Origin of the sequence: Citrifermentans bemidjiense Bem (assembly GCF_000020725.1) — a bacterium.
GTDB lineage: Bacteria > Desulfobacterota > Desulfuromonadia > Geobacterales > Geobacteraceae > Geomonas > Geomonas bemidjiensis.
In genome coordinates this window covers 811,125-824,727 of sequence record NC_011146.1, presented here as the reverse complement: position 1 = coordinate 824,727, position 13,603 = coordinate 811,125, and the positions used below count along the sequence as shown (strand labels likewise).

The window sequence follows — 13,603 nt, the reverse complement described above, 5'->3', positions numbered from 1 at the left end:
TTAGTACCTGTTTCCGATGGGATCCTGGTAGTTCAGCAGGTTCTTGAGCTGCATGTTGGTTCCGACGGCTATGCCCGGTTTGACGCGATAGGTAACCTTGATGTTGCGCTTCTCGCCGGCGCCCAGCTCGTCGAAGCGCCAGGTATAGACGCCGTTGTCGGCCCGGGCAAAGCCTGGATCGGCCGCCACCAGCTCCAACTGGGCCGGAAGGAAGCTTTGTAGGGTCACCTGCTTGGCCAGGTTGGTACCGCGATTGATGCAGTTCAGTTCCAGCGAGGAGACCTCGCCAGGCTTGAGCCTTCCACCCTTTGCAGCCATGGTGAGTTCGAGGATGGGGCGGGAATAAGTCAGCTGCAGATTGACGGAGGCGAACCTGTCGGTGGCGTTCTCCGGCTGGAACTGGACAGACGCAGCGGCAACGGCACCGTCAGCTGCGGTAGTCGGGGTGGAGATTTCCAGCACGATGTAGGCCTCTTCCTTGGGAGAAAGCGGCCCGACGTGGTTGATGATCGGTTCATCGGCCTGCCGCTTCCCGTCGCGGTTGACGTCGTCAAAGAAGGTGTAGCTGGCGTTCGCCGGCATCGTCGACTTGATCAGGTACAGGTCGCGGGCGTTTCCGGTGTTAGTCACGATCAACGGAATCGCCACGGTCTGGCCGGGGATGACCACCAGCTTGCCGGCGGTGCTCCTCGCGGCGACAGAGCTGACCTTCTGCACCACGCTGGTTGCCGATACAAACGATTCCTTCTTGTCGAGGTCGTTGTTTACAACGTCGGCCCGGACGAAGAGTTCCTGGTCGGCGAGCGCCTCGTCCTTCAACTGGAAGGTGACGTTGAAGTCCTGGCTCTCGCCCGACTTGAGCTGCATCCCATCGAGCACCAAGGCGGCCTTCGCCTCCTGTCGGAACCCGGTGGGGAGGAAGCTGACCGGCTCGTACTGCGGCGGATAGTTGAGCCTCATGGTGACCCCGCGCGCAGCGGCGGTGCCGATGTTCAGCAAGGAGATCCGATAGGAGATCTTCTCGCCCGGGAGCAATTTCGTCTTGTCGCTCTTCACCACGGCACGCAGCAGCGGTGCGGAAGCAACCAGCGTGATTTCCCTGGACTGGGACACCTCGCGGGCGAACGCGGAGCCGATCTTCACCGGGAAGCTGCTCTTTTGGCCGTCTATGGTACCGCGCGGCATGATGCCTACAGCAACGGCGCGGAACTTCTCCCCTACCTCAAGGGGGGGAGTGGTGTTGATAGGGGTGTCGGGGGAAGTCGCAGCGGCGAAATGGAAAGCGTATTCCGAGGGGAAACCCGACTCCAGGTAGAAGCTGTCACTGCCGTTGCCGTTGTTGACGATGTCCAGCGGAATGATGAACTTTTTGCCTGCTTCCTGGGTCTCAGCCGCCTGGCCGAAGGTAACGTCGAGGTCGGCGTATTGAGCCACCTCCAGGTTGAAAACCTGCGAGACTTCGGCCTGGGGAGCGGCACTTGCAGCGGTTTTCTGGGCAGCGGGGTAGTCGATGCCCATCTGCTGCAGCTTAGCGGAGGCATTCGCGGCGGCAGTAGTTCCGGGGTAGCGGTCGATAACGTCCTTGTATGCTGCAATGGCCTTGGCGCGCATAGCGTTCGCCGTCTTCTGCTCGCGGGTTTCTTTTTTCTTAGCCTGCTTTGTCTTCTGCCGCACTACCTTCTGGCTGGCGGCCTTCTCGGCAGCGGCTCTATTTGCAGCGACTTTCTCGGCAGCGGCTTTCTCGGCAGCGGCTTTCTCGGCAGCGGCTTTCTCGGCAGCGGCTTTCTCGGCAGCGGCTTTCTCGGCAGCGGCTTTCTCTACAGCGGCTTTCTCGGCAGCGGCTTTCACAGCAGCAGCTTTCTCGGCAGCGGCCTTCTCCACAGCGACCTTCTGAGCGGCAGCTCTCTCGGCGGCAATCTTTGCGACAGCAGCCTTTGCCGCAGCGACCTTCTCTGCAGCGATCTTCTCTGCAGCGATCTTCTCTGCAGCGATCTTCTCTGCAGCAGCCTTCTCAGCAGCAGCCTTCTCTGCAGCGGCTGCCTTTGCAACGGCAGCGGCGTCCGGCGCCGCAACCGGTTTCTGAACCGGCTTCGCAGTCAGCTCAAGAGGCTCGCCCTTCTCATATTTGTCCGCCAGCGCCAGCAGCCCATCCTCGACCGTCGCTTTGAGCGGGCTCTCCGGGTATTCCCGCAGGAACTGCGCCATGTATTTTGCTGCGTCCTGCTGATGCCCAGCCTTATAGTGCGCCCTCGCCAGCCAAAATATCGCCATGTCCTTGAGCGGTGTGTCAGGATACTTCTTGAGAAGCACTGACATACTGTCAATGGCAGTCTTATATTCCTTTTTCTGATAGGCATTAAATCCTGAGATAAAGATCTGGGAATCTTCTGAATCAAGAGCAAAGGAGGGCGCCGGTACTGTGAGCGCAACCAAAAGCAGGACAATGAGGATCTTTGACAATGAAGCACGGAAAATATTGTAAAAATGCACGTGTGAACCTTTCCGAGCGGTAGGGTATAAAGCGTTGAACGTGTCGGAAAGTATCATTATAGACAAATATTGTCAACGCAGAATGGCGGTCTTGACACCTGTGCCGAGCCCCATTCCACGGTGTTTTTTCGAGCGTTTGCGCTTGCCCTAGCCCCGGAGTTTTCTCTTTACCTGGAGCGGGATTTCAGTTACAGAGTTACGCCTCAGGCAGAATTGATCGTTTACCAAGTAAAGGCCCCAATGACGCAACTGATAATAACCGGCGTATTTTCCGCACTTTTTTTCAGCAGCACCTTCGTCCTCAACCGAGCCATGAGCCTGCAGGGAGGGCACTGGCTCTGGAGTGCAAGCCTTCGATACCTTTACATGTTCGCCATGTTCAGCGCTTGGCTGGTGCTGACAGGAAAGTCGCGCCTGCTTCGTGAGGTTTTCACCACCTACCGGAAAAACTGGTTTTTCTGGACCATTGCAGGGAGTACCGGGTTCGGGCTTTTTTACTCCCTGCTCACCTTCAGTTCGTCCTTCGCCCCGGGATGGGTGGTCGCCACCACCTGGCAATCGACGATTTTGGCCACGCCGCTGGTGCTGCTCCTTTTCGGCAAGCGGGTACCTGTGCGGGGGATCCTCTTCACGCTTTTGATCTTCACCGGCATCGTCCTTGTCACCTGCGAGCAGGCAACCGCCGCGTCATGGAAGGAAACCCTGCTGGGCATCCTCCCGGTCCTTGCCGCCGCGTTCGCCTACCCCCTCGGCAACCAGCTGATGTGGGAGGCAAGACACGGGAGCATTGGGATCATCCCGAAAGTGGAAAGTTGCGTGCTTGACAGTGGCATCGGCAGGGTCTTGATCATGGTGATTGGCTCCCTCCCTTTCTGGGTGGTGCTGACAGTCGTACTGCGGCCTCCCGCACCGACCGGGGGGCAACTGCTCAATACCGCCATCGTTGCCGTCTTCTCCGGCGTCATCGCCACCACGCTTTTCTTCAAGGCGCGGCACTTGGCGCGGACCCCTTTCGAGCTTTCCGCGGTGGATGCCACCCAGGCTATGGAGGTGGTCTTCTCGCTGTTAGGGGAGATCGTCTTTCTGGGCGGGGCGTGGCCGGGATACGCGGGGGGCGCCGGGGTCGCGCTGTCGTTATTGGGACTCGTGCTCTATGTCAGATCGCAGGCCGTTGCCGATTGAGATGGCACGTCCCCTGGAGCATTGACACCTCATCCGTTGTTGGCTACAGTCGCGTCCGTCGCACGCATTTCTTTGTCTTTGTCTAAATCGATGAAAGCGGAGGGAAGGCCTATGAGTAATAAACCGACCAGGGAGACGACCTGGGAACTAATCAAAGAGTACCTGCCAAGTGACCAGATGCAGAGGCATTCGCTGGCGGTCGAAGCCGTGATGCGGCACCTGGCTAAGAAGTACGGGGAAGACGAGGAGATGTGGGGGGTGATCGGGCTGGCGCATGACGTCGATTACGAGCGGTATCCGGACCAGCACTGCCACCGGGCCCCGGAGATCCTGAAGGAAGCGGGGTGGCCCGAAGAATACATCCGCGCCGTCGTCTCCCACGGTTGGGGGATCTGCAGCGATGTCGAACCGCTCTCCCGGTTGGAGAAGACCCTTTTCACCATCGACGAATTGACCGGCCTCGTGGCAGCCTCAGCCTTGGTGCGGCCGTCCAAGAGCATCCTGGACCTCCCGGTGAAGAGCGTCACCAAGAAATGGAAGGACAAGGCATTTGCCGCCGGCGCCGACCGGTCGGTCATCGAAAAGGGTGCCGCCATGCTCGGCGTGGAACTTCCCGAGTTGATCGCCGACACCATCGACGGGATGCGTGCCGAGGCCGAAGCCATCGGACTTAAAGGGAACCTGTAGCGCCCCGAAAAGGAGACAGAGATGAGTCCATCGTTTCGTCCGCGCGGACCTAAGAGCGTCCCGCCCAAGAGCGCCGAGGAGATAGACGAGTTGGTCCGCAAGATGCGCGGCGAACAGCAGCGCCCCGACAACTACCGGGAGCGCTCGCTCAAGCTGCACGGCTGGATCTGCGCCAAGTGCGGGAGGGAGTTCGAGCTTGCCAACCTGCACCTTTTGACCGTGCACCACAAAGACGGCAACCATAACTACAACCCGCCGGACGGGAGCAACTGGGAGAACCTCTGCGTCTACTGTCACGACGACGAGCACAGCCGCACCATCCTCGCAGAGTATCTTGAGGGGAAGGAGAAGAAACCCTGAAACCTCTCACAGGGAGAACTTCTGAGAAAATCTGAGCACGGCGGGAGAGAGGCCGAGATGCTTTACCCCGTTCAGCCTTTGGTTTTCTCAGATTTTCTCCGTGGCTAACGGTTTTGTTCCATTTTTCTCTTTGTCTTTCTCAGAAGTCCTCAGAAGTTCTCCTTGCCAATGGTTTGTTTCCCGGTTTAAGTTAATGTGCAGGGCTTGGCCCCACCTCTCATATCCCAAAAGGAACATCCAGACATGCTGCACCTGAAGAAGCTTTCCAAGGACTTCGCGGGGAAACCGCTTTTCACTAATATCAGCTGGCACCTGAAAAAGGGCGAGCGCGTGGGTCTCGTCGGCGAGAATGGCGCCGGCAAATCCACCTTGATGCGCATCATCGCGGGCGAGGTGGAAAGCACCAGCGGCGAAATCCAGATCGCGCGCGGCGGGACGGTAGGCTACCTCCCCCAGGACGGCATCGTGGCGAAGGGACAGCCTCTTTTCGCCGAGGTGATGACGGCGCTCTCGGAGCTGCAGGAAATAGAGAGCGAGATCGCGCAGCTCACGGCGCGGCTGGAGCGGGAATCCCACGACGCCCCGGGACACGACCAGTTGCTGGACCGCTTCGGGCATCTCCAGGAGGAGTTCCGCCTCAAGGGTGGCTATTCGATGGAGAGCGAGGTGGGAAACGTCCTCACCGGCCTCGGCTTCTCCCCCGCCGACTGGGAAAAGGAGTGCGGCGAGTTCTCCGGCGGCTGGCAGATGCGCATTGCCCTGGCCAAACTGCTCCTGAAAAAACCGAACGTGCTCCTTCTTGACGAGCCGACCAACCACCTGGACATCGAGGCGCGCAACTGGCTCGAAGGGTACCTGCAGGGTTACCCGTATTCGGTAATGTTGGTCTCGCACGACCGCTTCTTCCTGGACCAGGTCTGCTCGCGCATAGCCGAGGTATGGAACCACGACATCTCCGACTACCACTGCAACTACAGCCGCTATCTGGTGCTCAGGGAGGAGCGGGTATCCGCACTCAGGGACGCTAAAAAACGACAGGACGAGGAGGTGGAGAAGATCGAGGACTTCATCTCCCGGTTCCGCTACAAGACCGACAAAGCGGCGCTGGTGCAGTCGCGCATCAAGCAGCTGGAGAAGATCGAGCGCATCGTGCTGCCGCCGGAGAGGAAGAAGATCCGTTTCAGCTTCCCCACCCCTCCCAAAAGCGGCAAGACCGTGATGGAGTTGACCAACGTCACCAAGGCGTACGGCAGCAACGTGGTCCTGGACGGCATCGACTTCACGGTGGAAAGCGGCGAGCGGATCGCCCTTGTAGGGCACAACGGCGCCGGCAAGTCGACCCTGATGCGGGTAATGGCGAACGCCGACGTCACCTCCGGGAGCGTGAAAGACGGCCACAACGTGATCAAGGATTACTTCGCCCAGGACCAGGCGCAGGAGTTGGATGCCTCCAGGAGCGCCTACGACGAACTCCTGGCGGACGCCCCCTTCGACATGGTGCCGCAGCTGCGCGACATCCTTGGGGCCTTCCTCTTTTCCGGCGACGATATCCATAAGAAGGTCGCGGTCCTCTCGGGGGGCGAAAGAAACCGTCTGGCATTAGCCAAGCTGCTCCTGCGCCCCTCCAACCTGCTCCTCATGGACGAGCCGACCAACCACCTCGACCTCTTCAGCAAGGAGGTCCTCCTCGAGGCGCTCAAGAATTTCCCGGGCACCGTGGTCTTCGTCTCCCACGACCGCCACTTCATAGACGGCCTCGCCACCAGGGTGGTCGAGGTCGGCGGGGGCAAGCTGGAAAGCTTCTACGGCGACTATGAATATTATCTGGAGAAGACCTCCGGGATGGCGCCGTCATCAGCTACCGACGGCGGAGGACGCCTCACCCCTTCGCCCGCGGAGCAGAAAAAGACCGAATCTTCCGACAGCGACGCCGGGGGGGACCGGCTGTCACGGCAGCAGCAGCGCGAGCAGGACAAACAGCGCCAGAAAGAGGAGCGCGCCCGCGAGCGCAAGCAGACAGAGCTAGAGCAGAAGATCGCCGTGAAGGAGGGGGAACTGGCCGAACTGGAGCAAGCAATGGCGGCACCCGACTTCTTCTCGGACCATGAAGCCGCTCGTCTAGCGGGTGAACGGCACGCGCAACTGACCGAAGAGATCGCGTCGCTGTACCAAGCATGGGAGTCAGCGTAAACGGCAGTTGCGGTTGACACTGCAAAGGGTTCCAGTACTCTATTAAAGTTTTAAACCCCCTAACAAAAACACCTGGAACCCGCCATGACAGAGAACATCACCATAAATATGCCGGAGATCGTCCCGCTTTATCCCTTGCGGGAAATCATTGCTTTTCCGTACATGGTCTTCACCATTTTCCTCAAACAGGAGGACATGCCTCCATTCGAGGAAGCGGTGCTGTTCAACAACCTGGTGGCACTGGTCAAACTCCGGGAAGAGCCGACCGGAGAGTTGTTTCCGGCACTGCATGAAATCGGCACACTGTGCAAGGTGATGCAGATCAACAAACTGGCCGGCGGCGGAGCCAAGGTCGTCCTTGAAGGGGTGATCAGAGTCAGGTTGCTGGCCATCGTGCAGCAGACGCCGGTGGCGCTCTCCAGGCTGGAACCGGTGCGCGAGTTCGCCGAAAAGTCCATGGTGTCCGAGGCGCTGGTAGGAAGCCTCAACGCCCTCCTCAAGATCGCCCTCTCCTACGGCCGCCCCCTCCCTGACGACGTCATGAAGATGATCGACTTTATCGACAACCCGGCGCGCCTTTCCGACCTGGTAGCACTCTACCTGAACCTCCCCATCGATGAACTGCAGAAGCTCCTTGAAACCGTCGACCCCCTGGAGCGGCTGAAAAAGGTCTACATGCACCTGACCAACGAGGTCCAGCGCCTGCAGATCAAGGGTGAGGTGCAGGCTGAGGTAACCAAGAAGGTCGGGAAGAGCCAGAAAGAGTTCCTGCTGCGCGAGCAGATGAAGCAGATCCAGGAGGAACTGGGGGAGGAAGACTCCAGGCTGGGCGAGGCGAACGAACTGAGGTCCAAAGTCGAAAGCGCCCATATGCCCGAAGACGTGCGCAGGATCGCCGAAAAGGAGATGCGCAGGCTGGAGCGGATCAACCCAGCCTCCCCCGAGTACACCGTCTCCCGCACCTACCTCGACTACCTGACCACCATCCCCTGGCAGGTCAGCACCCCGGACAACCGTGACATCAACCAGGCCGAGACCATCCTCAACGAGGACCACTACGACCTGAAGAAGGTGAAGGAACGCATCCTGGAATACCTGGCGGTGCGGTCGCTCAAGGACAAGATGAAGGGTCCGATCCTCTGCTTCGTGGGGCCTCCAGGCGTAGGCAAGACCAGCCTCGGGAAATCCATAGCACGTACCCTCGGGCGCAAGTTCATCAGGATCTCTTTGGGCGGCATGCGCGACGAGGCCGAGATCAGGGGGCACCGGCGCACCTACATCGGCGCACTTCCCGGGCGCATCATCCAGGAGATCAACCGGGCCGGCTCCAACAACCCCGTCTTCATGCTGGACGAAGTAGACAAGATCGGCGCGGATTTCCGGGGCGACCCGGCCAGCGCGCTCCTCGAAGTGCTAGACCCCGAGCAGAACTTCTCCTTCACGGACCACTATTTGGACGTCCCGTTCGACCTCACCAACGTGATGTTCATCACCACGGCAAACCAGCTCGACCCCATCCCGGCGCCACTCAAGGACAGGATGGAAGTGATCACCCTCTCCGGGTACACCGACGAGGAGAAGCTGAATATCGCCAAGAGCTATCTGGTCGCACGCGAGGTCGAGGAGAACGGGCTCGCCAGCATGGCGCCCCAGTTCACCGACGAGGCCATCTACCGGGTCACCCACGACTACACCCGCGAGGCCGGCGTCAGGAACCTGCAACGCAACATCGCCTCCATCTGCCGCAAGATCGCCAAGGAAGTGGCCCAAGGGAAGAAGGCGCGCCCCATTGTCAATCCCGAAACCGTCTCCGAGCTCTTAGGGGCGCCGAAGTTCTTCGACGAGGTCGCCTCGGAAAAGGACCGGGTCGGCGTAGCGACGGGGCTTGCCTGGACCGAAAGCGGTGGGGACATCATCTTCGTGGAAGCGACCAAGATGAAGGGAAAAGAGGACCTGATCCTCACCGGCTCGCTGGGCGAGGTGATGAAGGAATCGGTGCGGGCCGCGCTTTCCTTCGTGAAGGCCAACTGCGCTGAACTCGGTATCGACAAGAAGATGTTCGACGAGACCACGCTCCACATTCACGTCCCGGCCGGGAGCATCCCTAAGGACGGCCCTTCCGCCGGGATCACCATGGCCACCGCAATCGTCTCGCTCTTCTCCGGACGCGCAGCGCGAAGGGATGTGGCCATGACCGGCGAGATGAGCCTCACCGGGCGGGTCCTCGCCATCGGCGGGCTCAAGGAGAAGGTGCTGGCCGCGCGGCGCGCCGGGGTGAAGAAGGTGCTGGCCCCCGCCAAGAACAAGAAGGACCTTGAGGACATCCCCGAGAACGTGAAGAACGAACTGGAATTCTTCTTCGTAGAGGATATCCGCGAGGTGTTCGTTCAGGCTCTCAACCCCACTTCCCCTGCTCCTACCGCCGCCACTTCTGCCCGTACTCCGGCGGGAGCGCCTCCTCCTCAATAACTAAATCGTCCCCCCTCCCCACCCAGCTGGGCGAGGGGGGATTCCCCGCCATCCCCAAGCTATCCTCCCCAGCATCTTTAAGCCCCCTTCCCCCCTTGCGCTTCAACAGGACAAATGCTATCTTTTTGTTCGCTTCACATTAAACGGACCAAGCTGAGGTAGTCATGAAGACCATATCAAGATGCGTCGTCGTTCTCGCCATTGTCGCCGGCGCCGCCACCAGCTTCGCACAGGGGCTCGCGGAGCGGGTGCAGGAACACACCCTGAAAAACGGGATGAAGCTCCTCATGGTGGAGCGTCACACCTCCCCCACCGTCGCGGCCTGGATCCGTTTCAGGGTGGGGAGCGTGGACGAACGCAGCGACGAGCGCGGCCTGGCCCACCTGCTGGAACACATGCTTTTCAAGGGGACCAAAACGCTCGGGACCCGGGACTATGCTGCTGAAAAGCCGGTCCTGGACCGGATCGAGGCTACGGCCCAGAAGCTGATGGCGGAGAGAATCAAGAGGGATCAGGCCGACCCGAAGCGGATCGAACAACTGACCGCTGAGCTGGCAAGCCTGGAGAAGGAGGCGGAGAAGTACGTGGTTAAGGAGGAGTTCGCCGACATCTACGCCCGAAACGGCGGGTCGGGCTACAACGCCTTCACCAGCAAGGACGGGACCACCTACCTGATCAACCTCCCCTCCAACAAGCTGGAACTCTGGGCCAGCATCGAGAGCGACCGGATGCGGAACGCGGTGCTCAGGGAGTTCTACACCGAGAGAAACGTGGTGATGGAGGAGCGGCGGCGCTCGTATGACGCCGAACCCCAGGGAAAACTTTGGGAGACCTTCATCGCCGACGCCTTCAACGCGCATCCCAACGGCCAGCCGACCATCGGCTGGATGTCGGACATAGAGAACCTGACCAGGACCAAGGCGGAGAACTTCCTGCACAAGTACTACGCCCCCAATAACGCCATCGTCGCGCTGGTGGGGGACATAGATCCCCAGAAGGCGATCGCGCTGGTGGAGAAATACTTCGGGAACATCCCTCCGGGGACGCCGGTCCCACCGGTTGCCGTGGAGGAACCGGAACAGGCGGGCGAGAAGCGGGCCGAGGTGGTAGGGGATGCCGAGCCGGAGTTGATGGTCGGGTTCCACAAGCCGACCCTTCCCGCCCCGGACGACTACGTGTTCGACGTGATCGACATGCTACTGACCGACGGCCGCACCTCCAGGCTTTACAAGAAGCTCGTGCTGGAGAAGAAGCTGGCCACCTCGGTCTCCTCCTTCGGCGCACCCGGAAGCCGCTACCCTAACCTTTTCATCATCAACGCTACCCCCAGGGCGCCGCACACGGTGGCGGAGGTGGAGGCGGCGATCTACGAGGAGCTGGAGCGGCTGAAGACTGAGCCTATGACGAAAGACGAGCTGCAGCAGATCCTGAACCACCTGGAGTTCGAGGAATCGCGCCAGATGGCGTCCAACGGCGGCCTCGCCAGAAACCTGACCGAATACGAGGCGATCGCAGGCACCTGGCGCTACCTCATCGAGCATCGCCAGAAGGTAGCCCGTATCACCCCCGAGGACGTGATACGGGTGGCCAAGCAGTACTTCACGCGGGAGAACAGGAACGTAGGCTTCATCACCCCGAAGGCCCAGTAGCCATAGAGAATCCCACTGCAATTCGACAAGGGGACCATAAGTAATGATTTCATTCGGAAACAGCTTGTTTAACAAGAAAAGCCAAGCGAGGTTGACGCTCTTTGGGATACTGCTGGCCTTTACCGCCGGCTGCAGCACCATGCAGGGAAGCGCTGCGAAACCCGACGCCCCGCAGGCGCAACAGCTGGCGCAGCCCCGCAACATGAGCTTCCCGCCGCTTAACTTCAAGCTCCCCAAGAGCGACCGGGTCCAGCTCAAGAACGGCATGATCGTCTACCTTTTGCAGGACCGCGAACTCCCCATCGTGAACCTGACCTCGTACCTGAACGCGGGGAGCATCTACGAACCCGAGGAGAAGGTGGGACTTGCCGCCCTGACCGGCGCGGTGCTCAGAAGCGGAGGGACGCTGAAGACCCCGCCCGAGCAGTTGGACCGAGAGCTGGAGTTCATGGCCTCCTCCATCGAATCCTCCATCAACTCCGACCACGCAGGGGTTTCCTTCTCGACCCTGAGTGTCAACCTGGACAAGACCCTGGCGCTTTTCGCCGAGATCCTCAAGGAGCCGGCGTTCGATCCGGCGCGGGTCGAGATCGCCAAGAGCCACGCCTTTGAGGGGATCCGCCGGCAAAACGACGACCCCAAGGAGATCGCCGGCCGCGAGTTGGCCCGCGCCATTTATGCGGATCATCCGCTGGGGCGCATACCGACCATCGCCACGGTGAAGGCAGTCACCCGCGAGGACATGGTCGAGTTCCAGAAGCGTTATTTCTACCCCGCCAACATGATACTCGCAGTCTCCGGCGACTTCGACCGCGAGAAGCTGCTGCAAAGCCTCGAAAAGCTCTTCGCCGACTGGCCCAACAGGAACGCGCCTTTCCCGCCGGTCCCGAAACCAAACGAGGAGCTGACCCCGGCCGTGCTGCACGTGCAAAAGGACGTGAACCAGTCGGTGATCCGGATGGGTCACCTGGGCATCGACAAGAACAACCCCGACCTATACGCGATCAAGGTGATGGACTATATCCTGGGGGGCGGCTTCACTTCCAGGCTGACCCAGGAGATCCGCTCCAACCAGGGGCTTGCCTACAACGTGGACAGCTACTTCGAGGTCGGGCGGCGCTTCAAGGGGTCGTTTGTGGCCGAGACCGAGACCAAGTCGGAATCGACCGTTAAGGCGATCACGCTGCTCAACGCCATCATCACCGGCATGACGCAGGCGGAGGTCTCGGACGAGGAGCTGAAACTCGCCAAGGACTCCATCATCAACTCCTTCATCTTCGGGTTCGACCGGAGCAGCACGGTGGTGAACCAGCAGGCGAGGCTCGAGTTCTACGGCTACCCGGAGGGGTACCTGGAGCACTACCGCGACAACATCGCCCGCGTCACCCGCGCCGACGTGCTGAGGGTGGCCAGGCAGTACCTGCGCCCGGACGCCATGAAACTGGTGGTGGTAGGAAACGAGAAGAAGTTCGACCAGCCGCTCTCCCTGTTCGGGAAGGTGCAGGAAATAAAGCTGAACAACAACAAATAGGAGGAAGGCCATGGCAAACTGGAAATGCAAGAGCTGCGGGTTCACCAAGGAAGGAAGATGCAAGCCTCAAAAGTGCCCCCAGTGCCAGGAGAAGGGGAACTTCGAGAAAGAGGAGTAATCGAGGAATTATCCCGGAAGAAGTCCAAAAACAAGAGGGCCAGGCGTTTTGCCTGGCCCTTCTGCGTTTCATCTGCTGCGTGCGGCTCGCCTTGGCGCCGCCCTCACCCCAGCCCCTCTCTCACCCGGCGAGGGGTCCGACATTGCTACTCGCCGCTGAACACCGGAGTCCGCTTCTCCAGGAACGCCTTGATCCCCTCCGCGTAGTCCTTGCTGTCGTACACGGTGCGGCGCAGCCCCTGCACCCTCTCGAAGGTGAGCGGGGAAAGCGGGTGGGCGCTCGCCAGGAGCCGGATCTGCTCTTTGATCACCCCGATGCTGAGCGGGCTGTTCTTGGTGATCTTGCCGGCCATGGCGTAGGTGAAATCCTCAAGCTGTTCGCTCTCCACCAGGTGGTTCAAAAGCCCCGCCCTGACCGCTTCCTCAGCAGAGAGCGGCTCCGCGGTGAAGAACATCTCCTTGGCGAAGTTCACCCCCATGATGTTCATGAAATGCAGGATGCCTGAGACGTTGTAGGGGACGCCGATCTTCGCGGGGGTCATGCAGAAGGTGGAACTGTGGCAGCCGATCAGGATGTCGCAGGAAAGCGCCAGGTCGCAGGCGCCGCCCCAAACGCTTCCCTCTATCATGGCGATCACCGGTATGGGGAGCGACTGGATCGACCTCAAGACGGTGACCAGCGGGTCGTTGTAGGCCAGCGGGTCGCGGCCGGGCATGGGCAACTCGTGCACGTCGTGCCCCGCCGACCAGACCTTCGACCCCTTGGGCGCCCGGATCACCAGCACCCGCATCTTACCCTTTTGCAGTGCGCCGATCGACTGCAGCATCTCGTCTATCAGCACGCCGCTCAAGGCGTTCCTGTGGTCCGGATCGTTGAATGTGATGGTCCCGATATTGTCCTGCAACTGGGTACTGATGACCGCCATTG

Annotated in this window: 10 protein-coding genes; 8 read left to right on the top strand and 2 right to left on the bottom strand. The window is 60.3% G+C overall.

What is annotated here, in order from left to right; all coding sequences use genetic code 11:
- Positions 1-2,547 carry a tetratricopeptide repeat protein gene (locus GBEM_RS03430; protein ID WP_012529128.1) on the bottom strand — a complete coding sequence of 849 codons (2,547 nt, stop codon included), beginning with the start codon at positions 2,545-2,547 and terminating at the stop codon, positions 1-3.
- A gap of 183 nt (positions 2,548-2,730) precedes the next feature.
- Between GBEM_RS03430 and GBEM_RS03425 the strand changes: the two genes are divergently transcribed.
- The 8 genes from GBEM_RS03425 to GBEM_RS03390 all read left to right on the top strand — a co-directional run bounded on the left by GBEM_RS03425 (position 2,731) and on the right by GBEM_RS03390 (position 12,676).
- Positions 2,731-3,672, top strand: coding sequence for a DMT family transporter (locus GBEM_RS03425; RefSeq protein ID WP_012529127.1), 942 nt, complete (start codon positions 2,731-2,733; stop codon positions 3,670-3,672).
- A gap of 111 nt (positions 3,673-3,783) precedes the next feature.
- Complete coding sequence (locus GBEM_RS03420; RefSeq protein WP_012529126.1) at positions 3,784-4,359, top strand: HDIG domain-containing metalloprotein; 576 nt, start codon at positions 3,784-3,786, stop codon at positions 4,357-4,359.
- A 21-nt stretch (positions 4,360-4,380) separates the two neighbouring features.
- Positions 4,381-4,719: a YajD family HNH nuclease gene (locus GBEM_RS03415; RefSeq protein WP_012529125.1), complete on the top strand. Its 339-nt coding sequence runs from the start codon at positions 4,381-4,383 to the stop codon at positions 4,717-4,719.
- A 243-nt stretch (positions 4,720-4,962) separates the two neighbouring features.
- A complete protein-coding gene (locus tag GBEM_RS03410; protein ID WP_012529124.1) occupies positions 4,963-6,909 on the top strand; it encodes an ABC-F family ATP-binding cassette domain-containing protein in 1,947 nt (648 codons plus the stop codon).
- Between the two features lie 84 nt (positions 6,910-6,993).
- Positions 6,994-9,378 carry an endopeptidase La gene (lon, locus tag GBEM_RS03405; RefSeq protein WP_012529123.1) on the top strand — a complete coding sequence of 795 codons (2,385 nt, stop codon included), beginning with the start codon at positions 6,994-6,996 and terminating at the stop codon, positions 9,376-9,378.
- Between the two features lie 164 nt (positions 9,379-9,542).
- Positions 9,543-11,027: a M16 family metallopeptidase gene (locus tag GBEM_RS03400; protein WP_012529122.1), complete on the top strand. Its 1,485-nt coding sequence runs from the start codon at positions 9,543-9,545 to the stop codon at positions 11,025-11,027.
- Between the two features lie 43 nt (positions 11,028-11,070).
- Positions 11,071-12,558 carry a M16 family metallopeptidase gene (locus tag GBEM_RS03395; RefSeq protein WP_012529121.1) on the top strand — a complete coding sequence of 496 codons (1,488 nt, stop codon included), beginning with the start codon at positions 11,071-11,073 and terminating at the stop codon, positions 12,556-12,558.
- A 10-nt stretch (positions 12,559-12,568) separates the two neighbouring features.
- A complete protein-coding gene (locus tag GBEM_RS03390) occupies positions 12,569-12,676 on the top strand; it encodes an RCKP-type rubredoxin-like domain-containing protein (protein ID WP_012529120.1) in 108 nt (35 codons plus the stop codon).
- 145 nt (positions 12,677-12,821) lie between these two features.
- Here the strand turns inward: GBEM_RS03390 and scpB are convergent, their stop codons facing one another.
- Positions 12,822-13,601: a methylmalonyl-CoA decarboxylase gene (gene scpB / locus GBEM_RS03385; RefSeq protein ID WP_012529119.1), complete on the bottom strand. Its 780-nt coding sequence runs from the start codon at positions 13,599-13,601 to the stop codon at positions 12,822-12,824.
- Positions 13,602-13,603: the final 2 nt, after the last annotated feature.

Excerpts from the sequence above, each read along its gene's own strand:
- scpB (WP_012529119.1), bottom strand. The coding sequence starts at position 13,601 with ATGGCGGTCATCAGTACCCAGTTGCAGGACAATATCGGGACCATCACA.
- GBEM_RS03425 (WP_012529127.1), top strand. The coding sequence starts at position 2,731 with ATGACGCAACTGATAATAACCGGCGTATTTTCCGCACTTTTTTTCAGC.
- GBEM_RS03400 (WP_012529122.1), top strand. The coding sequence starts at position 9,543 with ATGAAGACCATATCAAGATGCGTCGTCGTTCTCGCCATTGTCGCCGGC.
- GBEM_RS03390 (WP_012529120.1), top strand. The coding sequence starts at position 12,569 with ATGGCAAACTGGAAATGCAAGAGCTGCGGGTTCACCAAGGAAGGAAGA.
- GBEM_RS03395 (WP_012529121.1), top strand. The coding sequence starts at position 11,071 with ATGATTTCATTCGGAAACAGCTTGTTTAACAAGAAAAGCCAAGCGAGG.
- GBEM_RS03430 (WP_012529128.1), bottom strand. The coding sequence starts at position 2,547 with ATGATACTTTCCGACACGTTCAACGCTTTATACCCTACCGCTCGGAAA.
- GBEM_RS03420 (WP_012529126.1), top strand. The coding sequence starts at position 3,784 with ATGAGTAATAAACCGACCAGGGAGACGACCTGGGAACTAATCAAAGAG.
- GBEM_RS03415 (WP_012529125.1), top strand. The coding sequence starts at position 4,381 with ATGAGTCCATCGTTTCGTCCGCGCGGACCTAAGAGCGTCCCGCCCAAG.
- GBEM_RS03410 (WP_012529124.1), top strand. The coding sequence starts at position 4,963 with ATGCTGCACCTGAAGAAGCTTTCCAAGGACTTCGCGGGGAAACCGCTT.
- lon (WP_012529123.1), top strand. The coding sequence starts at position 6,994 with ATGACAGAGAACATCACCATAAATATGCCGGAGATCGTCCCGCTTTAT.